This window comes from Caulobacter segnis (genome assembly GCF_003243465.1).
In the GTDB taxonomy this organism is placed as follows: Bacteria; Pseudomonadota; Alphaproteobacteria; order Caulobacterales; family Caulobacteraceae; genus Caulobacter; species Caulobacter segnis_A.
In genome coordinates this window covers 16,115-38,054 of record NZ_QFQZ01000015.1, presented here as the reverse complement: position 1 = coordinate 38,054, position 21,940 = coordinate 16,115, and the positions used below count along the sequence as shown (strand labels likewise).

The 21,940-nt window shown below is 70.7% G+C and carries 22 protein-coding genes; all 22 read right to left on the bottom strand.

Features of this window, described 5'->3' with window-relative positions; genetic code table 11:
- Window positions 1-28: 28 nt before the first annotated feature.
- The 22 genes from DI526_RS07025 to DI526_RS06920 all read right to left on the bottom strand — a co-directional run bounded on the left by DI526_RS07025 (window position 29) and on the right by DI526_RS06920 (window position 21,831).
- On the bottom strand, window positions 29-166 hold the full coding sequence (locus DI526_RS07025; RefSeq protein ID WP_304275884.1) for a benenodin family lasso peptide: 138 nt from the start codon (window positions 164-166) through the stop codon (window positions 29-31).
- 120 nt (window positions 167-286) lie between these two features.
- Window positions 287-424: a benenodin family lasso peptide gene (locus DI526_RS07020; protein ID WP_304275882.1), complete on the bottom strand. Its 138-nt coding sequence runs from the start codon at window positions 422-424 to the stop codon at window positions 287-289.
- A gap of 94 nt (window positions 425-518) precedes the next feature.
- Complete coding sequence (locus tag DI526_RS07015; RefSeq protein WP_304275879.1) at window positions 519-1,154, bottom strand: GntR family transcriptional regulator; 636 nt, start codon at window positions 1,152-1,154, stop codon at window positions 519-521.
- Window positions 1,155-1,339: 185 nt separating this feature from the next.
- Complete coding sequence (locus DI526_RS07010) at window positions 1,340-2,095, bottom strand: RadC family protein (protein WP_304275877.1); 756 nt, start codon at window positions 2,093-2,095, stop codon at window positions 1,340-1,342.
- 72 nt (window positions 2,096-2,167) lie between these two features.
- A complete protein-coding gene (locus DI526_RS07005; RefSeq protein WP_304275873.1) occupies window positions 2,168-6,427 on the bottom strand; it encodes a bifunctional class I SAM-dependent methyltransferase/DEAD/DEAH box helicase in 4,260 nt (1,419 codons plus the stop codon).
- A gap of 151 nt (window positions 6,428-6,578) precedes the next feature.
- The gene (locus tag DI526_RS07000) at window positions 6,579-8,657 is read right to left on the bottom strand and encodes a chromosome partitioning protein ParB (protein WP_304275870.1); all 2,079 of its coding nucleotides are present in this window, start codon (window positions 8,655-8,657) and stop codon (window positions 6,579-6,581) included.
- A 78-nt stretch (window positions 8,658-8,735) separates the two neighbouring features.
- Window positions 8,736-9,617, bottom strand: coding sequence for a toprim domain-containing protein (locus tag DI526_RS06995; protein ID WP_304275868.1), 882 nt, complete (start codon window positions 9,615-9,617; stop codon window positions 8,736-8,738).
- Between the two features lie 146 nt (window positions 9,618-9,763).
- Window positions 9,764-11,029 carry a plasmid replication protein RepC gene (gene repC / locus DI526_RS06990; RefSeq protein ID WP_304275866.1) on the bottom strand — a complete coding sequence of 422 codons (1,266 nt, stop codon included), beginning with the start codon at window positions 11,027-11,029 and terminating at the stop codon, window positions 9,764-9,766.
- Between the two features lie 183 nt (window positions 11,030-11,212).
- On the bottom strand, window positions 11,213-11,449 hold the full coding sequence (locus tag DI526_RS06985; RefSeq protein WP_304275865.1) for a transcriptional regulator: 237 nt from the start codon (window positions 11,447-11,449) through the stop codon (window positions 11,213-11,215).
- A gap of 127 nt (window positions 11,450-11,576) precedes the next feature.
- Window positions 11,577-12,794 (bottom strand): TrbI/VirB10 family protein, encoded by a 1,218-nt coding sequence (locus DI526_RS06980; protein WP_304275863.1) that lies wholly within the window; start codon window positions 12,792-12,794, stop codon window positions 11,577-11,579.
- On the bottom strand, window positions 12,791-13,897 hold the full coding sequence (gene trbG / locus DI526_RS06975) for a P-type conjugative transfer protein TrbG (protein WP_304275861.1): 1,107 nt from the start codon (window positions 13,895-13,897) through the stop codon (window positions 12,791-12,793). Before trbG ends, DI526_RS06980 begins: the two co-directional genes overlap by 4 nt.
- Complete coding sequence (gene trbF, locus DI526_RS06970) at window positions 13,894-14,583, bottom strand: conjugal transfer protein TrbF (RefSeq protein ID WP_304275858.1); 690 nt, start codon at window positions 14,581-14,583, stop codon at window positions 13,894-13,896. The genes trbG and trbF overlap by 4 nt, the downstream gene beginning before the upstream one ends.
- 11 nt (window positions 14,584-14,594) lie before the next feature.
- The gene (gene trbL / locus DI526_RS06965; RefSeq protein WP_304275855.1) at window positions 14,595-15,818 is read right to left on the bottom strand and encodes a P-type conjugative transfer protein TrbL; all 1,224 of its coding nucleotides are present in this window, start codon (window positions 15,816-15,818) and stop codon (window positions 14,595-14,597) included.
- An 8-nt stretch (window positions 15,819-15,826) separates the two neighbouring features.
- Window positions 15,827-16,072 carry a hypothetical protein gene (locus tag DI526_RS06960; RefSeq protein ID WP_304275853.1) on the bottom strand — a complete coding sequence of 82 codons (246 nt, stop codon included), beginning with the start codon at window positions 16,070-16,072 and terminating at the stop codon, window positions 15,827-15,829.
- Window positions 16,072-16,797 carry a conjugal transfer protein TrbJ gene (locus tag DI526_RS06955; protein WP_304275850.1) on the bottom strand — a complete coding sequence of 242 codons (726 nt, stop codon included), beginning with the start codon at window positions 16,795-16,797 and terminating at the stop codon, window positions 16,072-16,074. The genes DI526_RS06960 and DI526_RS06955 overlap by 1 nt, the downstream gene beginning before the upstream one ends.
- On the bottom strand, window positions 16,794-17,066 hold the full coding sequence (locus tag DI526_RS06950; RefSeq protein ID WP_304275847.1) for a hypothetical protein: 273 nt from the start codon (window positions 17,064-17,066) through the stop codon (window positions 16,794-16,796). The genes DI526_RS06955 and DI526_RS06950 overlap by 4 nt, the downstream gene beginning before the upstream one ends.
- Complete coding sequence (gene trbE / locus DI526_RS06945; protein ID WP_304275845.1) at window positions 17,056-19,512, bottom strand: conjugal transfer protein TrbE; 2,457 nt, start codon at window positions 19,510-19,512, stop codon at window positions 17,056-17,058. Before trbE ends, DI526_RS06950 begins: the two co-directional genes overlap by 11 nt.
- Window positions 19,513-19,522: 10 nt before the next feature.
- The gene (locus DI526_RS06940; protein WP_304275842.1) at window positions 19,523-19,783 is read right to left on the bottom strand and encodes a VirB3 family type IV secretion system protein; all 261 of its coding nucleotides are present in this window, start codon (window positions 19,781-19,783) and stop codon (window positions 19,523-19,525) included.
- Window positions 19,784-20,131 carry a TrbC/VirB2 family protein gene (locus DI526_RS06935; RefSeq protein WP_304275840.1) on the bottom strand — a complete coding sequence of 116 codons (348 nt, stop codon included), beginning with the start codon at window positions 20,129-20,131 and terminating at the stop codon, window positions 19,784-19,786. It abuts the gene before it with no gap.
- 119 nt (window positions 20,132-20,250) lie between these two features.
- On the bottom strand, window positions 20,251-20,661 hold the full coding sequence (locus DI526_RS06930) for a helix-turn-helix domain-containing protein (protein WP_304275837.1): 411 nt from the start codon (window positions 20,659-20,661) through the stop codon (window positions 20,251-20,253).
- Window positions 20,662-20,777: 116 nt separating this feature from the next.
- Window positions 20,778-20,981 carry a response regulator transcription factor gene (locus DI526_RS06925; protein ID WP_304275834.1) on the bottom strand — a complete coding sequence of 68 codons (204 nt, stop codon included), beginning with the start codon at window positions 20,979-20,981 and terminating at the stop codon, window positions 20,778-20,780.
- 484 nt (window positions 20,982-21,465) lie between these two features.
- Window positions 21,466-21,831 (bottom strand): GntR family transcriptional regulator, encoded by a 366-nt coding sequence (locus DI526_RS06920; RefSeq protein WP_304275831.1) that lies wholly within the window; start codon window positions 21,829-21,831, stop codon window positions 21,466-21,468.
- Window positions 21,832-21,940: the final 109 nt, after the last annotated feature.

The window sequence follows — 21,940 nt, the reverse complement described above, 5'->3', positions numbered from 1 at the left end:
GACGCCCGCAGGGGCGCCCGGCTGGACGTCATTCTTGGGTCAGGCCTGCGGGCTTGTCGTCTTCGCCGAGAATCTCGACGAAGGCGCCCGGCATGCCCTTGGTCTCGACGCTGGCGGCGCCCAGGTCGACCACGGCGTCTTCGATGGAATCTTCGATGCGTTGCATCGGCTCGTCCTTTCGGTTCCGTCACAAAGCTTGTGACACCTCGAACGCCGCGACCGGACGCAAGTCAGGCCCGGCCGCGACAGCCAGGCGGGCGGCCCGGTGAGGACGCCCGCCGGTCGATCAGTCGTCGGCCAGGCCGAGCGGCCGATCGTTCTCACCGATCACCTCGGTGTAGTCGCCGGGCAGGCCCTTGGTCTGGACGCTGACGGCGCCCAGGTCGATCAGGGCGTCTTCGATGTGGTCTTCGATCCGTTCCATGACGGTCTCCTTCTCTAAGTCACGCCCACCGTGACGGTTGTACGGTGCGACCGGAGGTGGAGAACCCGAAGAGAATAACGCCAGAATTTTCCGATTATTCCGCCGGTCGACGCGGGTCGCGATCGGTCAAGCCGTGCAGGCTGCGCACGATCGCGGGCACCACGCGCAACCGCCTGCGATGGTAGGTGACGATGGCCTGCCGCAGCGGACCCGCCGACCCGATGGCGGCCAGGCGCCGCAGTTCCAGCGCCTCGTCGAGGAATTCGGGGATCAGATCCAGTTCGGCGCAGCGGGGACGATGCAGCCGGTCGCTGGCCCCGGCCACGGCCCATTCCATCTCGACATTGCCGCTGCGCGCGGCCAGGCGGGCGAAAAGGTCTTCGAGAACGGCGATCGGGCCATCGCCCGCTGGCGGCTCGACGGGGACGGCCGGCTCCACATCGGCGGCTCGAGCGGCGTTGACCAGCAGAGCGGCGTTCCACTGGTAGAGGTCCGACAGGTCCGGCTCGTTCATCCGCGGGACCAGGAAACCTTCGCCGGGCAGGGCGGTCAGCAGACGTTCGCCGACCAGGCGGTGCAGGGCCGCACGGACCGGCGTGGCGCTGGCCCCAAACCGTCGCGATAGATCAGGGACGTCGACGCGTTCGCCAGGCCGAAGCGCGCTTTCAGACAGCAGGAAGGTCTTGATCGAGAGGTAGACGCGCTCACCAGTACCGGGCCGATCGATCATCAGGCTCACTCCCTGGACGCCACGCAATGCAGCACGCCAAAAGGCGAGCCGCCGTCGTCAGGTCCTGTCGCGCCAGGTCCTTTCGTCCGGGGCCCGCCAAAGGGGCGTGAGGATGGAAGCATCGACCGGCGATGGCACCTCGCCAAAATTCCCCCGCGAATTTTGGGGGGTGGATTTTCCCTGACCTAAAGCAGGCCAAGGGCGCGGAAGCTCTCGACCTTCCGCGCCCCGACGATCAGGTGATCGTGGACGAGCACGCCCAGGACCTTCCCGGCCTCGACGATGACCCTGGTCATGTCGATGTCGGGACGGGACGGTTCGGGATCACCGGAGGGGTGGTTGTGGGCCAGGACGAGGGCGGTGGCGCCGACCTCCAGGGCTCGGCGCAACACTTCCCGCGGATAGACGGGGGCGTGGTCGACAGTGCCTTCGTTCAGGGCCTCGACCAGGATCAGCTGGTTCTTCTTGTCCAGGAAGGCCACCCAGAACGCCTCGCGGGGCAGGCCCCGCAGCTTGGCGCGGAAGAAGTCGGCGACGGCCCCGAACGAGGAGAGCACCGGCCGGGCTGCCAAGGCCGCCAGGCTGACCCGACCGGCCGCCTCGCGCAGGATCTTGAAGTTGAGTATGGTCGCGTCTCCGACGTGGCGGCGCAGTTCGGCGCGGTCGGCGGCGAGCACGCCGGCCAAGCCGCCGAACCGCTCGACCAGACGCAGCGCCAAGCCAAAGCCCTCGGCCGCCTCGTCCTCGGCCAGGTGTAATTGAAGGATCTCGGCGTCCTGCATGACGTCGACCCCGAAGCGCGCGGCGAAGTCGAGGACCTTCTCGCGCGACGGCGCCCATCGTCCCAGGGTTTCGGGCGCGAAGGCGCCGGGCGTGGCCGTCTCCTCGACCAGGTTGGCGGTCTCGATGGCGACGGCGGTGAGGGCAGGGGAGGCGGACATGGCGTCCTCCGATCTGACGGCGCCGGACCCCATGTCCGGATCGCTCGACCGCCTGGCCCCTGCCTTTTCCTTTCACGCCGCCGCCGGCAGCAGGCTCTGGGCCGGCCAACGGGCCAGGACCGCCGACAGCACCGCCGGCTTGTCGACGGGCACGAAGACCCGCGGCGTGTAGGCGATGATCTCCACGAAGCAGCCGAGATTGACGAACACCTGCCGCTGGGCGCCGGCCCCGACCACCTCGAGGCGCCAACGGTCCATGACCCGTGCCCGCCGCAGCCACAGGCCGCCGGCCAGCGCCAGCGACGCCCCGTCCTGCAGGACCGAGCGCTGCGCGAACCCCGGCTCGCCGATGGTCTGGGCCGCGTCGCCAAGCCCCAGGGCCAGTTTCAGCGGCGGGACCTGCAAGGGGTCCAGCACCCGGCCCAGCCACCGGCGCCCGTCCGGGGCCTTGATGCGCCGCACGCTGGCCTGGCGGCCGGGCAGGCTCGACCAGACCGGTAAAAGCAGGCCCGTCACCAGGACGATCTCACGAGTGGTGAACGGGTCGGCCGCCTCGAGTTCGGCGCGCCAGGCCGCCGACCAGGTCGCCTCGTCAACGCCCTCCCACGCCGACTCCTCGAAGGTCTTGAGCGGCGCGGTGACGCGCTTTTCGGGCCGCACCAAGCGCACGGCCGGGGTCAGGCGATCGTCGTCGTCTGTCGTGGTCAGGCCCTGCACCACCAGGGCGGCGCGGCCGGACTTTCGGTTGACGCAGTAGAGCAGGGCGGCCGGATCCAAGCCGGCCAGGGCGTCTTCGATGCTGGCCAGGCTTCGCCGTGTGCGTAGCGAGAACCGCGCCAGGCGCGTCTGCGCCCTCGTCATGACGTCGGTGCGGATGGTCTCCTCGTCCAGCACCACCAGCTCGTCGGCGACGATGTCTTCCACGCCCCGGTCCAGGGCGCCCGCCGCGGCGGCCCGTTCGAGGATCCCGGTCAGGATGACATCGAAGGCGGCGAACAGGCCGTTCTGGTCGGCGATGCGCAAGGCCAGCAGCCGGTTGAGGAAGGTGTTCATGGCCGGCAGATCGTCGGAAGGCCGAAGATTGCCCTCGCCGTCGAGCAGGGACAGGCCCGTCTTGGTCTCGAACGTCGGGCGGTCCATGGCCTCCACCTCACCGTGGTGGAGCGCGACATAGAAGGCCTGCAGGGCGCGGTGGGCCCACGGACTTTCCAGATTGTCCTCGGCCCGGAAGAGCCCGGCGCCGGCGGTGCGCCGCTCGCCCCGGGTCAGGGCGCCCAGACTGTCGAGCCGCCGCGCGATGGTCGACAGGAAACGCTTTTCGCCGTGGATGTCGGTCGTCACCGGCCGAAAGAGCGGGGCGCTGGCCTGGTTGGTGCGGTGCGAGCGGCCCAGGCCTTGGATGGCCGCGTCGGCCCGCCAGCCTGGCTCGACCAGGTAGTGGACCCGGCGCTGCTGGTTGGCCGCCGACAGGTCGGCATGATAGCTGCGGCCGGTGCCGCCGGCGTCGGAGAACACCAGGACGCGCTTGACCCCCGACATGAAGGCGTCGGTCTCGGCCTTGGCCGCCGAGGCGCCACGCCGCTCGACCACGCGCCGATCGTCACGCCGCACGATCCGCCGGCCCCGACCGGTGACCTCGGCGACCAGATCGGGACCCAGGGCGTCGAGCACCGCGTCCAGGACGCCCGGCGCGGCCGGCAGGCAGGCCAGTTCGCTCACCAGCTGCTCGCGCAGCGCCAGGGCCTCCTGACTGTAGACTGGCCTTCCGTCCTCGACCATGGGCACGAGCGTCACCCCGCCGTCCTCGTCCTCGATGATGCTCATCGCCTGGATCGGGAAGGTCGCCATCAGGTAGTCGAGCACCTGGTCCTTGGGGGTGAGATCGACGGTCAGGTTGTTCCATTCCTCGGCGGGGATCTGCGCCAGGCGCCGCTCCATCACCGCCTCGTTGGTGCTGACCACCTGCACCACGCTGGAGCGGCCGGCGGCGAGATCGGCGCGGATCGCCGCGATCAGGCTGGGGGCCTTCAGGCCGGCCAGCAGGTGGCCGAAGAACCGAAGCTTGGTTCCCTCGAAGGCCGACATCACCGCCGAGGCGGCCTGGCCGCTGCGGGCCGCTCCGTTCGCGTCGAGCACGCCGGTGGCTTTGAGCGCCTGGCGAAGATTGCGATGGATCAGCTGGTAGGCGTCGGCCCAGCGGTCCCAGATCAGGATGTCGTCGGCCGACAGGGCGTGGGGCAGGGCCTCGTACTCGACGCCGTCGAACGACAGCGAGCGGGCGATATAGAGACCCAGCGCCTTCAATTCTCGGGCGATCAGCTCCATGACCGCCACACCGCCGGCCTCGACCGCTTCCAGGAAGGCCTCGCGCGTTGTGAACGGCGCCTCGGTCCCGCCCCACAGCCCCAGGCGCCCGGCATAGGCCAGGTTCTCCGGCGTCGTCGCCCCGGTGGCCGAGACATAGAGCACCCGGGCGTTGGGCAGGCGGTTCTGCAGGGCCAGCCCCGCCTGACCCTGCAGCGAGGCCTTCTTGGGTCCGCGCCCGCCCTTGGCCCCACCCGCGGCGTTGGCCATGGCGTGGGCCTCGTCGAAGACGATCACCCCGTCGAAGTCCTCGCCCAGCCAGGCGACGATCTGGTCCAGGCGCGAGGGCCGGTCTCCGCGGGCCGGCTGGCGCAGGGTGGCGTAGGTCGAATAGAGGACGCCGCGCTCGAGCCGGATGGCCTCGCCCTGCTTCCAGCCGCTCTGCGGGACGATGTCCTGGGCCTGGCCGCCGATCGCGCCCCAGTCTCGACGGGCGTCTTCCAGCAGAGCGTCGTTCTTGGAGAGCCACAGGGCGCGCAGGCGGCCCTGGGCCATGTTGTCGGCGATGATCCCGGCGATTTGGCGGCCCTTGCCGCAGCCGGTGCCGTCGCCCAGGAAGAAGCCGCGCCGGAAGCTGACCGCATCGCCGGCCTCGGCGCCCACCGCGACCGCCAGGTGGGCCGCCTCGCCGATCCGCCAGCGGCCCGGCAGGGTCTGGGCGTGGGCCTCGCCGGCGTAGACGATCGTCTCCAGCTGGGCGTCCGACAGGCCGTGGGCGTCGATCAGGCTGGTGGGCAAGAGCGGGCGATAGGTGGGGACCGGCGGGGCGACCGAGGCCATCGGACCGGATTCGACGAGCGGCGAGGGATGGGGAGCCGCCCCGGCGATGGCGATGCGCCCCAGGCGGTAGGCCTGATAGAGGCCAACATCGGCACCCTCGCCACGCCAGTCGATCACCGCGTAGTCGAGGGTCCGGGTCTGCGCCAGCAACGCCAGGCGACGACCCGGACCGGCCGGTCCGCGCTCGCGTCCGACGAACGCCGCCGGCTGGACGACCGTGCGGAAGACCCTCGGCTTGGCGCTCGGCCGGGCGGGCAAGGCGGCGACCCTGCCGGCCGCTTCGGCCAAGTCGTCACAGGCCTGAAGCGGCGCGATCGGTCCGGCCGCGCCGCGGTCGACCACCAGAAGTCCCGTCTCCACCGAGGTCCCCTGGCCGGCGAAGGCGCGCGGGGGCAGGGCGATCCGGCCGACAATCGTCCCGCGCGCGGCCAAGCCCGCCAGTCTGGCCTCGGCTTCGAGTCGGCGCAGCGGCACGATGACCACCAGGCGCCCGCCGTCGGCCAGGGTGTCGAGCGCAGCGTGCAGATGCTGGTCGAGCGGCCCGAACGGCGGATTGCACAGCACCACGTCGAACGCGCCCGCGCCCGGCAGGCGGTCCTTCAGTTCGATCGCGTCGTGGCGCGTGCGCGGCGCAGCCGGAAAGAGGCCGTCCAGCAAGCCCGCCCGCTGGGGCGAAAGCTCGTTGAGGGTCAGGCTCGCGCCACAGACTTCGGCCAGGATGGCCATCAGACCCGTGCCCGCCGAGGGCTCGAGCACCTTGTCGCCGCCGCGCACCTGACCGGCCAGGGCGGCGAGGGCGCAAAGCTGCGGCGGGGTGGAGAACTGATCAAGCGCCACCTGCTCGTCATCGCGGCGGGTCTGGGTCGGACAGAGCGCGGCGAGACCCTCGAGCAGGGCGCAGATCTCGGCGGGGGCGTCCTCGAGGCGGGCCACCTGGGCCGCGAGCCGGCGGACCTGCAGGACCAGGGCGACCTCGCAAGCATCATAGGCGTCGCGCCAGGACCAGGCGCCCTCGGCGTCGCTGGCCCCGAAGGTCAGGGTCATCACCGAGGCCAGGAGCTTGCGGTCCAGGCGGCGCGAGCGGTTGAGGTGGGGAACCAGCGCGCGGGCGGCCGCCAACAGATTGGCGACGGCGTCGCTGGTGTCGTCGGCGAACAGCGACAGGCGCGAAGGGGACGAGGCGGTCATCGGACAGGGTCTTTGCTCACCCGCCGCGGAAGGCTCCTCCTCCCAGACCCGGCGGGCTCGCCCGCCCCGGCCCTGCCTTCTCCTCGCGGAACCGCCCGGGGCCGGACCAGCACAACGCGAGCCCCCGCCCGGAAGGCGGGGGCTCGCGCCGTCAGGCCGCGATCGCTGGCGCTGCCTCGTCTTCTTCCCCGGCGACGGCGTCGCCTTCGACCTTGGCGGCCTCGAGCGCCTGGCCGGTCACAGGGCCGGCGTCTGCGCCGACGGCGGTCTCGGGACCGTCTTCCGGCGCCTCGACCTCCGGCTCGGCCGACGCCCAGGAGAGGGCGGCCGGCGCCCAGCGCCGCTGGGCGGCCGCGTCCCCCACCAAGGTGACCAGGTCGTCCTTCTTCAGACCCGCGGCGCGATCGTCCTCGACCTCCATGGCCGACAGCATGGCCAGGAGCTGCTTCTTGGAATGCAGCGCCAGGAACGGGATGTCGGCGCACCAGTGGGCCGCGAGGTCGGCGTCGCAGAGGGCGGCGATCTCGACCGCCTCGGCCCGGGCGCTGCGCCTGATCAGGGTGTTGCGCACCTCCTTCAGGTCCAGGGACACCGCGACCAGTTCGGCCAGCAGCGCCATCTTCTCGCCGTGCGGCAGGCCGTCGATGAAACCGATCGGGCGAAGGCCCGAGGCCAGATAGGCCTCGCGCCGCGCCGCCAGGCGCTCGAACACCTCGCCGTCGAGGGCCGGCATCGGCGGCGCGCCGCTGCGGGCATAGGCGCTGGCCTCCACGGCCAGTGCCGACTCGCTGACGCGGCCCGTCCCGCGCAAGGCCAGGCATTTGAAGAGCTGGGCCAGGAGCGCGGTGAGGGCCGCGGCGGGATCGTCGGCCAGATCCCGGATCAGGCCGCGCGTGGCGATATCGGTCCGGGTCTCATGCAGCCGGTGGCCCGCCCCGTCCAGTTCGACGCTCACCTTGGCTTCGGCGACGTCCGGCGGGCTGGCCGGGGCGGCGATACGCGGCGCGGTTTCGGCATCGGTCTCGTCCTCATCGTCCAGGACCTCTTCGATCTCCGTCCGGAAGAAGCGGGCCTCGACCCCAAGATCGGCGCTGGGCGACAGCAAGAGCGCGCCCAGTTGGCCGCGGCCCAGACCGGCGGCGGCCAGCGCAGCGTCCGCCGTGATCAGCTCGACCATGACGTCCAGAGCCGCCTCGCTGTCGAAAGCCATCGCCTTCAGCCGGACCCTGGCCGCGTCGAGGGCCTCGCGCGCACTGGCCCGCGCGGCCTTCTGAGCGTCGGTGAGGTCGCCGTGATAGACATAAGGCAGGGTCTCGAAGCCGTCGGGCGCGGCGACGCCGCCGTCCGGCCCGCTGAACACCGTCAGCCCCAGCGGGACCAGTTTTTCGCCGAGTTCATCGACCCGCGACTGCCACAGCCGCTGCAGAAGGTCCGGGTCAAGCACCACGTCGGGCATTTCGCCGAAGAGGTCGCTGCTGGAGCCGCCGCCGGCCGCCGCATAGCGGCCCATGCCGACCAGGGCCACGCGCGGGTCCTTGACGCTGACCCGCCCGCCTTCGACGCGGGCGCGCAGCTGGTAGTCCTGCAGGTGGCCGTCCAGGGCGGCCTGGGCGAGCTGGCCCTGCTGGGTCTTGTCGTCGATGCGCGCCAAGAGCTTGACCTGCTTGAGCGTGAGGCGACCCTGGCGGAAGGCGTCGAGCACCTTGGCGTGGACGCCGGCCAGGGCTTCCAGGCGGCGGATCTCGACGACGTCGTAGCCCAGGGCCTTGGCGATGGCGGCGGTGTCCATGCGGGCCTTGCGGAACTTGCCGATGGCCAGGATCACCGCGGCGGTGTGGATCGGCGCCCGCTCGGTGTTGGGCAGGACCAGGGCGGCGGCCTGAGCCGCCTTGCTCACCGCCACCTGGCAGGTGACCAGATGATCATCGTCGATCTCGCCGCGATCACGCCGCAGCAGCAGGGCCATGCGCCGCCGGCGCCCGTCCAGCACCATGAACGGCGCCTCGTCCTTGCGGCCGGGCCGCACGATCGGCGCGATCAGGACCCCGGCAGCGCCGATGGTGTCGGCCAGTTGAGGGACGTCATCATCCACCGGCTCGTCGAAGCGAAGGTTCTCCGGCGCCAGGCCCAGGTCCACCAGACGGACACGGAGGGTCTGGAAGTCCTGGAGCTTGGCCGCTGAAGCGGCGGGCTCGCCAGAGGCGATCGGGGGGGTGCGGGTCTTGGTCATGTCGAGACTCCCGCGCCGGGCCAGGCCCATCCTGGATCCTCGGCGCGCCCGCGCCGGCCCTGCCTTTTCCCTTTTTGTTCAGCACCCCCCGCCGGCCGCCTCGTCCCAGTCGCCGAAGGCGGGCGGAGGCAGCACGATCCGGGACTTCACGCCGGCACGGCCCAGCGCCTGGGCCAGATGCCGGGCCGAAGCCTCGCCGTCGAAACCACGATCGGCGGCGATCAGCACGAAGCGCACGCCCGATGGCGGCCGCCAGCGCCGCAGGTTCGAGGTCGACAGCAGCGCCCAGGCCGGAAGGGAGAACCGACGTCGGGCGGCCAGGGCGGTGAACACCCCTTCGGCCACCAGCAGGTCCGGCCCCGCCGCATCGAGGCGGACGGCGCTGCCGGCCGGGATCAGACCGACGGTCTTGCGCGACAGGGCAAGGTCGAAGGCGCGCCGACCGCCCGGCGTGAGATAGGTGAGCTCGATGGCGGTGACCGTCCCGTCCGCGTCGAGCACCCCGGCCATCAGGGCCGGCCGCGCAGCCCGGGTGGGCCGATAGACCGCAAGCGGCGCGCCGGGATGATGGCGCAGCGCCTCAGGTCCGGGGATGACGCCGACGACACCGCGACCTCGGCAGTGGCGTTCGGACAGCGTGCCCGCGACGGGCCGGCCCTGTTCCCAAAGCCGCAGGGCCGCGTCGCGGCGCGCCGTCCGTTCATGGTCCGACGCAGTCTCGACCGCTGGCGGCGCCGGGGGCCGAGCTCCGGACGGTCCCAACAAGCCAAGGTCGCGCAAATGATCGCGCACGGCGCGCCAGTCGCTGCCGCCAAAGGTGTGGATGACCAGTCGGCCGTCGCGCTCCAGCAGCGACACCGAACGATCGCGCCGACTGTGACCTGGCGCAGGAATGTTGGCGCGGCGACCCTCGTCATAGAGGTCGCCGCCCAGACGGCGAACGATGGCGCGCAAGGACATGGCCGTGGAACTCCTTGGCCGCCGGAACGCGGCCCGCCTCACCGGTCCCTGCCTCCCGCTCAGGACTCGGACCCACCCGCCGGCCGAAGCCACCGTGCAAATCGCCGTCAAAATCGGCCCTGTCGCGCACAGCGCAGCTCATCGCGCTACCGCTGTTCGCCCGCGCGTCTGGCGCGACGTCCCGGCGGCGCCGATCGCTCCTTCAGACCGTAGAGGCTGGGCAGGAGCTTCAAGCCTCCGAACCGTTCGCGCTCGCACATGGCGCGCAGGTAGCCCCCGGCCGAACTGCGGATTTCGCCGTCCTTCCAGCGCGCCAGGACGGTGGCCAGGGCGATCGCCGCCCGGGTCTTGCCCATGGCGTCGCGGGCTTCGCGCACGGCTGAAAGATTGATCCCCATCAGCGGCGCGGCCCGGCCGACCGCGTCGATCAGGTCCTCCCACTGGGCCGCGGCAGGATCGGTAAGGAAGTCGTCCAGCTCGGGCACGGCCTCGAGCACCAGCGACAGCGGGATGACCTCCTCGCTGATCACCGCCTCCACCTGGGTCCGGTCGGCCCGCGCCGGTTTGTCGGGGGTCCGCGCTGAGGGCTCGACTACCTCCTGTCGAGGAGAGGAATACGTTGCTCCTGCGGATCTAGGCTGGGTTGTAGGTTCTTTATGGGCTTCGTCCACGACGCCCCTGGGCTCAATTTGAGTGGATTTCCGAGCCTTCACCCAGGCTGCGTCCACGGACGCCAACAGCGCCTGGAAGGTCTCGTGCAGCGCCTCAAGCTCTCCGAGACTGGGGGTGCGGGGCAGGCGGCCAAGCGCCTGGTCGACGGCGGCGGTCCAGTCGTAGGTCGTAAAGCCCCGATGCACGGCGTCGGCGCAGACGGTGCGGATTTCGCGACGGATCTCTCCCAGCTTGCGCTTGAGATGCCGGCGTTGGGCCTGCTCGAGACTGCGGGCGGCGGCCAGGTCGGCGAACTCGTCCCAGCGCGCGGCCATGGGCGCCAGGTCAAAGCCGAAGGCCTCGACGATATGACCGCGTTCGTCGCGATACCCCCAGCGCTTGCCGTTGCCGCTGTCCTTCATGTGCACGAGGCCCGCCCGCACGGCCAGGCGGATCAGCCCCTGGACGCAGCTGCGCGACCGCTGCAGCTCTTCGCAGAGCGCATCGTTCGACGGCCAGGCCAGGGGATGGGTGCGGCCGGTCCAGTCCTGTTCGGCCGTGACCCGCACCAGGGCGCGGATCAGGCGCACGAGCCCGTCGCCGTACCCAAGGCGGGGCGCGGCGCGCTCGAACCGGTCAAGCAGCATGGCCTTGGAGATTCCCTCCGGCAGGCCCTGGTAGGTGTCGGCGAGCCGCGCGGCCGCCCACTGGGCGTCCGCCAGACGGCGCACGTCTCCCACCCCGTTCGAGACGGTCTGCATCTTCTGCTCCTCCTTGGAGAGGCCGCAGGCGCACAGGTTCCCGTCGCGCGAACGCGCGTTTTTGGATTGCAGCGATGTCGGTGATTCGGTTAGAAAGAGCAGGAAGCAGAGCTCGGTCGGGGTTGGCGCCCCGTCTAGCGAATGACCTGGAGAACCCGGCGCGTTACAGCGAGCCGGGTTTTTCTATGCGCTCACGGCGTGTTTCCTTTCCTCGTCGCCCCCATCGAAATAGACCTCGAACACGTGCTCGAGGGCCTCCATTCGATTGGCGAAGCCCCGCTCGGCCTTCATCGCGTCAAGCAGTTCGACGAAGCGTTTGCCGACCATGCCGTTCAGTTGCGTCTTGCCGGCCGCGCGGGCCGCGGCGCGAAGGCGCTTCTGGTATTCAGCCTGATATGCAAGATCGTGAGCGGTCTTCATGGCGTCGCCGATAAGATCGCGATTCCAGCCGGCCAACTAATAAAGGTGAACGGCGAAACACCCGCGTTAAGCGAATAATGACCCTTGATCTGTCTGGGAATCGGGGCGCGCTCCATTGCTTGGTTATTCAAGGGGATGACGCGCCTTCCGGTGGCAGGACGAGATCGCGATCGATCAGCACGCGGACGAGCTGGCCGGGCGCGATGCGCAAGGTCGGCGCCCTCTGCAGATCGCGCTCGACCAGACGCTGACCGGTCTGGCTGGCCGAGGCGGCGATCCCGCCGGCCGCGTCCTGCAGCACGACCTGGTCGTCCTTCCGGCCTGCGCTGTTCTGGGCCGCGGCCCCGCTGATCGAAATCAGGGTGGAAAGACCGATAGCCCGCGCCAGCACCGGCAGATGGCGATCGGTCTTCCCTGTCAGCCCGCTCATCCCGGCCGCGTCCAGCCCGACCATGGCGCCCAGATCGACGCTGCGACCGCTTGGAAAGACGATCTGGGTCCAGACGACCAGCACCCGCTCCTGGCCATAGCCCACCTGGCTGTCGTAGCGGCCGATCAGCCGCGCGCCCTGGGGGATCAGGACGACGCGGCCGGTGCGATGATCGAAGACAGGTTCGGTGACCTGGGCGATCACCGGCCCGGGCAGGTCGGAATTGATGCCGGTCACCAGGGCGGCCGGGATTAGCGAGCCGGCCTTGACCTCGTAGGGCGAGAGGGGCGGCCGAGGCAGGATCGGGGCCTGCGGCCCATGCGCGGCGGCCGCGGCGATGAACTGCTCCTTGGGGGACGCCGCGCTGGGCGCCGGCGAGGGCGCGAAAGACGCCGGGATGGCCGGGGGCGCGGCCTCGGCCGCGGCCCGCACGGTCGAGCCGCCGCCCGCGCCGCCGAAGAACGGCGCCGAAGCGCGCGCGGCCAGGGTTTCCTGGCGGGCCCGCTGGACCTCGGGCGACACCGGCGGCGGGGCCGGGGACGCCGGCGTCGCGGACGGCTGGGGACCCGTGGCCGTCTCGCCAGGGACGGCATACCCCGCCGGCGGGGGGAGGGCGGCGGCGTCATCGTAGCGCGCCGGCAGGCGCTCCTCGACGAGGCTTGGTCCTTCGGGTCCTGGACCGGGCGGCTCCGGCGTGGCGGCGCGGCGCGCCGAGGTCTGGTCCATGCCGAGCATGAACCCGGCCCCGATCACCAGGACCACGGCGCCGGCCACGGCGGCGATCACCGCCGGACGATAGCGGGTGATGGGCCGACGCGGCGCGACGAGCACGCCTTCGGCCGGGGATTTTGGGGGCTGACGGCTGCGCGGGGCGTCCGGCCCACCTGGCTCGGCGATAGGCGGCTCGACGCTCACGGCCGGTCGCCCTGTCGGGTCAGCCGCACGATCACCGGCTTCTTGTCGCCAAGGCGCAGTTCGGCCCGATCGATGACGCGGTCGACCACCAGATAGCGGCCCGCGAGTCGCGAGTTGACCAGTTGGGCCTGATCATCGGCGTCGAGCAGGAAGACGGGCGGCGCCTCGCGCACCGCAAGATCGGGCGGGAACTCGATATAGGTCTTGGCGCCGTCGTCGAAGACCCGCACCGGGGTCCAGGCCGGCGCGCGGCCCTTCAGCGGCGTGATCGCATAGCGAAAATCCAGGCGCTCGACGGGCACGGCGGACTGGACCGCCGCCATCTGCTCGGCGGCCGCCGCGCGGCGCGCGGCCTCGGCCGCCCTTTCTCGCGCCTCCTCCTGCGGATAGGTCCAGGACAGGACGCTGGTATAGGCGCCGCTGTCGGTGGAGACCGCGTCGATCAGATAGGTCCTTTGGTCGGTGGTCAGCACCAGGTTGGTGCGCAGACCGCTGCGCATCGGCTTGACCAGGACGATCACCTGCTGGGCCTCGCCGGCGCCGGACTCGGTCTCACCCAGCACCCAGCGCACGGTGTCGCCGGCGGCCTTGGCGATCAGCTTCTCGCCGGGTCGCAAGGCGATGGTGGTCAGGAACCTGGGGCTGGTGTGGATCGCATAGAGGCGACCCGGCTCGAACGCATGATAGAGCGCCGAGTTGACGAATACGCCGCTGGACGGACCGTCACGCGCCACGGCGTTGGCCCGCTGCAGGGCCGCCAGAGGGCGCGCCAGGGTCGGGCCGAGCGCGGCGCGCCGCCGCGATGGCGGACGGCGCTCGCCTCCTACGCCGCCAGCGCTGCGGGTCGTCGACGCCCGTGGCGTCGTCGCTATTGAGGCCCCCGCCTGCGCCTGCCCCGTTGGCGCGGCGCGCCCGACGCCGGGCGTTGCAGGATCGCCTGGACTTACGGCCACAGGGACCGGCGGCAGAACGGCGGGGCGGCTGACCGAAGGCGCCGAAGCCGCAGGAGAGGGCGTCGGGGACGAAGCCGCCGCCAGGGGCGCGCAGGACAGGGCGGCGATCAGGGCCAGGGCGCGGGCCGGCCGATTGTGGCGCAAGCTCATAGGTCGCGGCTCCATTGGAAGCTGGTGATTTCCAGGCCGCGGGGGTTGCCGAAGAGCTCGGCCTCGGTCTTCGGCGGCCGCGGCCCCAGAGTGAAGAGGCCTGTCCAGCGCACCGGCAGACCGGCCACGCCTTGCAGATAGGTCGTTTCGCGCCACTGGACCTGGAAGGTGGTCGGGCTGCGGGGCAGCACCGAGGCGATCTCGACGGCGATCGCCTCCTGCCCGAGCCGCGCGGCCGGATCGTGGTCCTGGCCGTACTGGACCAGGCTGGCGCGCGCGGCCTGGTTGGTCATCCGGGTGGCCCGGGTCCAGTTGTCGCGCAGCACCACCGGATCGGTGCTCTTGGACCGCACGCGCTCAACGAACTCGCGCACGAAGCTGGCCTTGATCGCGTCGTCCGGCCGGTAGGCGCGGTCGACCAGTTCGACGCGACCGGGCTGACCGTAACGGTCGAACGGAATGGCGTAGGTGGCGATCGGGCGCTTGAGCTGCACATAGAGAAAGGCTCCCGTGCTGAGGCCCGCCAGGGCCAGACAGCCGAAGGCCATCATCCGCCAGCTCCGGGCCTGGACCCTGGCCGAACCGATGCGCTCGTCCCAGACCTGGGCGGCGCGGTGATAGGGGGTCTCGGCCGGCGTGGACGCGCCGTAGCGGTCCTGCGGGCGCTTGAAGGCGTTGGACGACATCGTGGCTCCCTTCACGGTTTGGGCGGACGGGGCGGATCTGGCTCCCACTCGTCGGGCGGCGTGGGCTCGCCGGCCGGCGGTTCAGGCGGCGGCTCGTCCAACGCCCCGCGCGAGGCCGAAGAGGGCGGTGGATAGGCGGCGCGCGCGCGTCCGACGACGGCGCTGGTCGTCGCGGCCTTGCGCGCCCCGGCCACCGGGCCCGCCCCCGAACCGCCGCCTGCGCCGCCGCCCGATCCGCCCGTGGGCCCGCCCGCAGAACCGCCGCGAGCCGCACCGCCGCCGGGCGGCAGGCGCGAAGCCGACCGGGCCGATGACGCCGAGCCGGCCGCCGCGCCCGCGCCCATGGCCCAGCGACCGACCAGGGCCGCGCCGCCGATAGTCGCCGCCAGGCCCACGGCTCCGGCCGCGGCCGAGCCGGCGCTGAGCTGGGGTCCGCCGGTGATCTGGGCCGCGGCGACGGCCGGAACCTTGAAGGCCAGCATGACGATCAGCAGGGCGGCCAGCAGCAGTCCGCAGGACTCCGCCCAGGTCGGTTCGGCCGAGACCGTGTAGCTGGCGAAGATCTGCTCGCCGATCGAGACCACCAGGGCCAGGGCCATCACCTTGGCCCCGACCGCCACGACATAGCCGATGGCGCGCTCGGACATGAAGGCGGTCTGGGTCAGGATGCCGAACGGCACGGTGACGAAGCCGATCAGGGTGACGATGTAGAACTCCACGATGGTGACGGCGATTTCCACGGCCAGCACCATGAAGGCCAGGATCACGCCGATGGCCGCCACCGCGGTGATCAGGATGGCGTCTATGTGGGTGAAGAACCCCACGCCCATGCCCTCGCTCGCCAGCCGGCCGATATATTTGAGCAGGTCGAACGCGACCTTCATCCCGTCGATGGCCACCTTGGAGGGCTGCATCAGGTCGCCGACCGTCAGCGCTCCGCCGCCGGCCTTCAGACCCAGGGCCGCAAAGCCGTTGATCACCGTCAGGGTCAGCGCCTTCCAGCCCGAGATCAGCCAGGCGAAGAAGCCGAACAGGAGGATCTTGCGCACCAGGGCGGCCGGCACGTTCTGGTGCTCGTCCAGGGCCCACAGCAGCGCCGACAGCCCCAGGCTGATGATCATCAGAATGCCGAACGTCGTCTGCACGTCGCCCTGGATCAGCCCGAACCCCGAGCCGACCTGGCTGGTGTAGCGGTCGAGCAGGTCGTCGATGGCGGCGGGCGAGGCGGTCGTCATCGCCGCCCTCAGAACCGGTCGCGGGTCGGCGCCGGCGCCGAGGACGGGATCTGCGAATTGCGCCGCCGGTCGGCCTCGGCCTGGTCGAGCAGGGCCTTGAACTCAGCTTCGCAGGCCGCAGTGGTCGCCTTGCGCGTGCGCATCTCCTCGGCCGTGCAGCCGGCGGCGCTGGGCTTGGAGGGGGTGTCGGGCACGCACGCGGCCAGGGCCGCGGCCAGGGCGAAGAGGACGGGGATGAGGATCGAGGGGCGCATCAGAACGCTGTCCGGATGTTGCGGGGCGGCGGGGCGGGAAGGACCGATGCGCGCTGGCGGTCGGCCTCGCCCTTACTGACGAGCGCGCGGCGCTCGGCCTCATAGGTCTGGGCCTGCCGACCTTGCGTGATCAGCAGGGTCTGCAGTTGGGTGAGCTGGGTTGAGAGCGCCGCCAGCAATTGGTTGGTGGCCTGGACCGCGGCCGTCTGCCCGGCCGCGGCCTGGGAGGCGTCCACCGCCGCGCCGACCGCGCCGGCCGTCGCGCCCTGGGCCTGGGCGATCTGGTTCTGGACCTGGAGGGCGTCCTGCAGCGTCTGGCGGCTGGCCTGGCTCCAGGCCTTCAGCTTGTCGGCCAGGGCTGCTGGGGTCAGGCCAGCCAGGTCGCCCGGATAAAGCGCGGAGAAGTCGCGGCTGATGTCGGCGGCGGTGTAGCCCAGGCCCTGGGCCTGGCGCAGCAGGGCCGTGGCTTGGCCCGCGATCTCGCGCAGCGGACCGGTGACGTCCAGGCCCAGGGTCTGGAGCATGCGCTGGGAGTTGGCCAGCTGCGCCTGGAGGGCCTGGATCTGCTGCAGGCCCTGGCTGACCTGCTTGAGCATCTGGGCGACGGCGGCGGGATCATAGACGGTGACCTGGGCGTGGGCGGTCCCGGCCAAGGCTCCCGCCAGCAGCGGACTCAGCAGCGGAGCCAACGCCAGACGCAGCACGCGGCGGCGACAAACGATCATGAGACCCTCTCCTCCTCGGGCGTGGACAGGTCCTCGGCCTCGAGGGCCAGGAAGCGCGGCTCGGACGCCCATCGCACCGCGAGCGCCGCCGCCAGCCAGGCGACGCCGGCGGCCAGCAGCGGCGGGCTGACCAGGATCTGCGCGCCGGCGACGGCCATCACCGCACCGGGCGCGACCAGGGCGACAAAGGCCAGGCGTCGCCGACGCGGGCTCGCCGTCCAGGCGGCCGGTAGCCGCCCCCAGAGCCCAAGGCGCGGATCAGGCCGCATGGCGGACCTGGTCCAGGAACTCGGCGACCTCGGCCAGGCCCTTGGCCCGATAGAAGGCCGCGGGGAAGCCGGCGCGACCGTGCTCGGCCAGGAGGCGGCCGATCAGGGCCTGGTCGCCGGGCGAGGCCGACCCGGCCGCGGCCAGCGCCACTGGACCCAGGCCCAGTTCGAACAGGCGGTTTCCGGCCGCGCTCTGGTAGTAGTATTCGCGCTTGGGACTGGCGCTGGCGATGATCGACACCTGCCGGGCGTTGAGGCCGAAGGCGGCATAGAGCTTGGCCATCTCAGGCGCGCGGGCGTCCGGATTGGGCAGGAAGATCCGGGTCGGGCACCCTTCCAGCAGCGCCCCGGCGATCGACGACTCCAGCACCGCCTTCAGACTGGGCGTGACGAAGATCACCGCCACGTTGCGCTTGCGCAGGGTGAGCAGCCACTCGCGGATCTTGGCGGCGAAGGCCGTCGACTCCAGGAGCAGGAAGGCCTCCTCGAGCACCAGCAGGGTCGGCCGGCCGTCGAAGTCCTTGGCCAGGAGATGAAACAGATAGGTCAGGACGGGACCTGCGGCCGTGCGGCTGGCCAGGAGTTCGCCCATCTCGAAGACTTGCCAGGGACTGGCGTTCAGGGTCGCTCGCGACGCGTCGAGCAGCCGCCCATAGGGTCCGGCCAGGGTGAAGGGCGCCAGCGCCGCCTTCAGTCCGCGGTCCTGCAGCGTGGCCGCCAGCATGGTCAGCGTCCGCTGTTCGCGAGGTCCGGCCGCGACGCTGGCCAGCGCCGTCCAGATGCTTTCGCGCACGGCCGGCTCCAGGACGACCCCGCCCGCGACCAGCAGATCCTCGATCCAGCCCTGGGCCCAGACCCGCTCTTCCGGGTCGTCGATCTCGGCCAGCGGCTGGAAGGCCAGGTCCGCCCCGCCGGACAGGTCGTACCAGTCGCCGCCGACCAGAAGGGCGGGCGCGCGGGCGCTGAAACCCTTGTCGAAGATGCGCACCTGAGCCTGCGGATAGCGTCGCCATTGCAGGGCCAGGGTGTTGAGCAGCACCGACTTGCCCGCGCCCGTGGGGCCGCCGACCAGAGCGTGGCCGACGTCGCCCTGGAAGAGGTCGAGCCGGAAGGGCGTGGCCTCGCCCGTCAGGGCGTGCATCAAGGGCGGCTGGGGGCCGGGGTCGCCGCGCTTGGCGCACTCGGCCGTCAGGTGGCCATTGCGGTCGGGGCCGGGCCAGATCGCCGAGACCGGCAGCATGTCGCAGAGATTGAGCGTGCTGACCAAGGGCCGGCGCTGGTCGGCATAGGCATGGCCGGGCAGGCTCCCCAGCCACGCCTCCACGGCGTTGAGGTCCTCGACCTTGGCCACGAAGCCGGCCCGATTGACCACGCTCTCGACCTGGCGGACCTGGGCGGCCAACACGTCGGGGTCGGGGTGGGTCAGGGTGATGGTGGGGGTGAGGTAACCGAGGGCGGCCAGATCGTCGCCGAGCACCGCCAGGGCCGCGTCGGCGTCATGGGCCTTCTGGGCCGCGTCGGGATCCTCCAGGACCGACGGCTCCTTGGTGATCGCCTCCTTCAGAAGCGCCAGTATGCCCTTGCGCTTGGCGAACCAGCGCTTGCGCAAGGTGGTGACGGCCTTGCGCGCGTCCTCCTTGTCGAGCGGCAGGAAACGGGTCACCCAGCGATAGGAAAGACCAAGGCCGTTGAGCTGGTCGAGGATCCCCGGCCAGGACGCGGCCGGGTAGGCGCGCACCGACAGGGTGCGCAGGTAGTGGCCGCCCAGTCGCGGGTAGAGACCGCCCTGAAGGTCGTCGTCGGTGAGGAAGGCGTCGAGATAGGCCGGCGCCGGCGGCGGGACGATCGGATGGGCCTTGGTCGAGACGCAGGCGTGCAGATAGGTCAGGGTCTCGGCGTCGTCGAGCGGCGCGACCATCGGCAGGACGCTAGCGAGGATGTCGCGCAGGCTGGCGACGGCGGCCCGGAACTCCTCGAGCGCGGCCCGGTAGAACGCGTCGGCGCCCTTGCCGTCGGGCAGGTTCTCCACCAGGAGGCTGCGGGCCGCGCCGACGGCGTCTTCCGGCGGCAGGAAGCACAGGGTCAGAAAATAGCGGCTCTCGAAGTGAACGCCCTCGGCCTCGAAATCCAGACGCCGCTCCTCGTCGACGAGGTGGCTGACCGGATCGGGATAGGCCGCGGCGGGGTAGGCGCGAGAGGGCCGGCGGACAGCCTCGACATGGAGGCACCAGCGCGAGCCCAGACGGCGCAGGGCGTTGTTGATCTGGGCGCGCGCGGCCACCAGGCCGATGTCGGTGGCGCTGGCCAGGTCCGGGCCCCGGAAGGCCAGGGTCTGTTGAAAGGCGCCGTCCTTGTTGAGCACCACGCCCGGCGCGATCAACAGCGCCCAGGGCAGGTGGTCGAACAGGCGGCTGGACTTTCTGCGGTACTCGCCCAGGAACAGCATCGGCCTGGTCCTATCCGTCGAGCCAGGCCGGCTGGCGCACGTGCCGGCGAAGAATGTCGAAGACGTACGCGTCCTGGCGGGCGAGCGCGTAGGCGCCGCCCCAGAGCGCCAGGCCGAGCGGCACGCCGATCAGCGGGGCCTGGAGTCCGAGCGCGAGTACCGCCGTCAGGGTGCCGATCAGCACGGCCAGGCCGCGCGGCACCCCGCCCAGGGTGATGGGCTCGGCCAGCGAACCATGGAAATCGATCTCGAAGCCCTCGACGCGCTCCATCTAGAACCCCGCCCCGCCGGTGAAGTTGAAGAACGACAGGGCGAAGGAAGAGGCGGTGAAGGCGATCGACAGGCCGAAGATCACGCTGAGGCCCCGCCGGACCCAGGACCCGCCCTCCGAAAAGGCCACGCCCAGGCCGGTCAGGGCGATGGCGATCACCCCGATGGCCTTGGCCACGGGCCCGGTGATGGAGTCGGCCACGGCGCTGAGCTTGTCGTCCCACGGCATGGCCGCGCCGCCCCCGCCGGCGGCGAAGGCCGGCTCGGCGGCCAGGACCAGGAGCCCCGTCACGACCAGCAGGCCAAGCACGCGGCGGACGGGACGCGGCGGAAGGGTGGGCGATCGCATGGCCGGGTCCTCGCGGTTGACGACCAAACCGTGCACAGCCTGAGTTTGCGTCGCAATCGAGAGGATTTCGCGGGCGAAAACCTCCGGGACTTGAGCGTAACAAGGCCGGCCGGCGCGGATCATTCGGCTTCGGACAAGGCTTTGACGAGCTTGAGGATCTCGCGGCGAAGCTTTGGGGAACGGATGGCCGTGACCGCGACGGCACAAGCATTGCTGTCCGCCGCGCCGAGAACGTCCCGAGAGAGCAATGCGCCGTCGCCCCAAAGCTCAAGCGCTCCGCCCGTGGACGAGGAAAGACCCTCGAAGAAGTAGCCGATCGGAACACCCAGCGCCTCGGAGAGGTCGTGCAGCCGGGTCGCGGTCAGCTGATTGGCGCCGCGCTCGTCCTTCTGGATCTGCTGGAAACTGACCCGGAGCGCCTGCCCCAGCCTGGCTTGAGAGCGGCCCAGCTGTCTTCGTCGCAAACGCAACCGCCGGCCGGCATGGCGATCGACCCGTCGGGCCGGGTCTTTTTTGTCCTCGTCGTCCAAGGCCTGCTCCGCCGCTGGCGCGGCGCCACGCGGCCGCCAGGCTTCTGACGAGCCAGGGCGGCCGGACCTGACAAAAATATCGGCGGCCAGGACGCCGGCGCCGCCGGCGAGCGACCTCAGATCTCGCCGAGTTGGACGGCCAAGGCGACGGCATGGGCGCGATTGCGCGCCCCGAGACGTCGGTAAGACTCTGAAAGATAGCTGTTGGCGGTATGCTCGGAGATTCCGAGCTGGTGGGCGATCTGGGCGGCGGTCTTACCGTCGCGGGCTAGAGAAAGGCATTCACGTTGGCGGGGTGTGAGAAGGTAACGACGGGACAAACTATTACTCCGGCGGTTGGAACCGACCGGTCTGCTCAGTTCAGAGACGGCGCTCTAAACAAAACCGTTCTCACGCGGCGTTGCTCGCCAAACTCCACCTAGACGCGGACTCGGCTCAATTTTATCGAAACGATATCCTTAGGGTCATGCTCGTTGTCGTTAGACGTGTACTCGGCTGGAATCGTCAAATTCGCTTCGGGGGCGAATTTCTCCGCGAGTTCGAGGCAAGCCGTGGGCTTGGATCTTGTCGAACAGAGCTTGACGATGTCGGCCGTGGCCCTTGACGTTGAGGGGTTCCGCCCCGCTTCAAGGTCTCGCCGATCGCCACGACGGTGGCGGGTGCCAAGCCGCCCCACACCATGCAGCCGCCCGCCCAGCGAAGCTGGCGGCGGAATTCAGAACACTCAGACGGGGATTCACGAACGCGCCGCTGAAAGCATCTTGTGTCGCCACTTTACTCTCCACTCTCGATGCGCCGCGCTGCTCAGGACGTCAGGATTGAGCGACATACATGGGACGGCGGCGGCGATGATCCCTTCAGAAAGGTCCCGGTGCGCCGGCGCCGCTCCAGCAATCCAAGGTGGGTGAGAACGTCAAGCGCCTTGCGCACAGTCACCCGCGCGACCGAAAAGCGATCTGCAAGCTCACGCTCGGGGGGAAGCCGCATCAATTCTCCCTCCGAGGGAGCCTGGAGCAAGATCGCGACCGAGATGCGGACGTAGAGCGGAACTTGACCGCGCCAGTCCCGGGTCGACATCCAGGCTCGCAGCGCCGAAACCTCTGGAGAGCTCCCGCGCGCATCCTCCTCCCTTTCTTTGGCGCGATGCGCCTTTTCAGGATCAAACAGCATCTATCCGCTCCTCGTGCCCGCGTTGTAAATGAATTAGAAAAACAAAAATATTTATTTTATGTTGGAATCCGCCGTGTTCCCCGCTAATGCCGAAGGGTGACACCCGGCC

What these genes read in the sequence shown, in the direction of transcription:
- DI526_RS07025 (WP_304275884.1), bottom strand. Translation starts at nt 166, where the DNA reads ATGCAACGCATCGAAGATTCCATCGAAGACGCCGTGGTCGACCTGGGC.
- DI526_RS07020 (WP_304275882.1), bottom strand. Translation starts at nt 424, where the DNA reads ATGGAACGGATCGAAGACCACATCGAAGACGCCCTGATCGACCTGGGC.
- DI526_RS07015 (WP_304275879.1), bottom strand. Translation starts at nt 1,154, where the DNA reads ATGATCGATCGGCCCGGTACTGGTGAGCGCGTCTACCTCTCGATCAAG.
- DI526_RS07010 (WP_304275877.1), bottom strand. Translation starts at nt 2,095, where the DNA reads ATGTCCGCCTCCCCTGCCCTCACCGCCGTCGCCATCGAGACCGCCAAC.
- DI526_RS07005 (WP_304275873.1), bottom strand. Translation starts at nt 6,427, where the DNA reads ATGACCGCCTCGTCCCCTTCGCGCCTGTCGCTGTTCGCCGACGACACC.
- DI526_RS07000 (WP_304275870.1), bottom strand. Translation starts at nt 8,657, where the DNA reads ATGACCAAGACCCGCACCCCCCCGATCGCCTCTGGCGAGCCCGCCGCT.
- DI526_RS06995 (WP_304275868.1), bottom strand. Translation starts at nt 9,617, where the DNA reads ATGTCCTTGCGCGCCATCGTTCGCCGTCTGGGCGGCGACCTCTATGAC.
- repC (WP_304275866.1), bottom strand. Translation starts at nt 11,029, where the DNA reads ATGCAGACCGTCTCGAACGGGGTGGGAGACGTGCGCCGTCTGGCGGAC.
- DI526_RS06985 (WP_304275865.1), bottom strand. Translation starts at nt 11,449, where the DNA reads ATGAAGACCGCTCACGATCTTGCATATCAGGCTGAATACCAGAAGCGC.
- trbG (WP_304275861.1), bottom strand. Translation starts at nt 13,897, where the DNA reads ATGAGCTTGCGCCACAATCGGCCGGCCCGCGCCCTGGCCCTGATCGCC.
- trbF (WP_304275858.1), bottom strand. Translation starts at nt 14,583, where the DNA reads ATGTCGTCCAACGCCTTCAAGCGCCCGCAGGACCGCTACGGCGCGTCC.
- trbL (WP_304275855.1), bottom strand. Translation starts at nt 15,818, where the DNA reads ATGACGACCGCCTCGCCCGCCGCCATCGACGACCTGCTCGACCGCTAC.
- DI526_RS06960 (WP_304275853.1), bottom strand. Translation starts at nt 16,072, where the DNA reads ATGCGCCCCTCGATCCTCATCCCCGTCCTCTTCGCCCTGGCCGCGGCC.
- DI526_RS06955 (WP_304275850.1), bottom strand. Translation starts at nt 16,797, where the DNA reads ATGATCGTTTGTCGCCGCCGCGTGCTGCGTCTGGCGTTGGCTCCGCTG.
- DI526_RS06950 (WP_304275847.1), bottom strand. Translation starts at nt 17,066, where the DNA reads ATGCGGCCTGATCCGCGCCTTGGGCTCTGGGGGCGGCTACCGGCCGCC.
- trbE (WP_304275845.1), bottom strand. Translation starts at nt 19,512, where the DNA reads ATGCTGTTCCTGGGCGAGTACCGCAGAAAGTCCAGCCGCCTGTTCGAC.
- DI526_RS06940 (WP_304275842.1), bottom strand. Translation starts at nt 19,783, where the DNA reads ATGGAGCGCGTCGAGGGCTTCGAGATCGATTTCCATGGTTCGCTGGCC.
- DI526_RS06935 (WP_304275840.1), bottom strand. Translation starts at nt 20,131, where the DNA reads ATGCGATCGCCCACCCTTCCGCCGCGTCCCGTCCGCCGCGTGCTTGGC.
- DI526_RS06920 (WP_304275831.1), bottom strand. Translation starts at nt 21,831, where the DNA reads ATGCTGTTTGATCCTGAAAAGGCGCATCGCGCCAAAGAAAGGGAGGAG.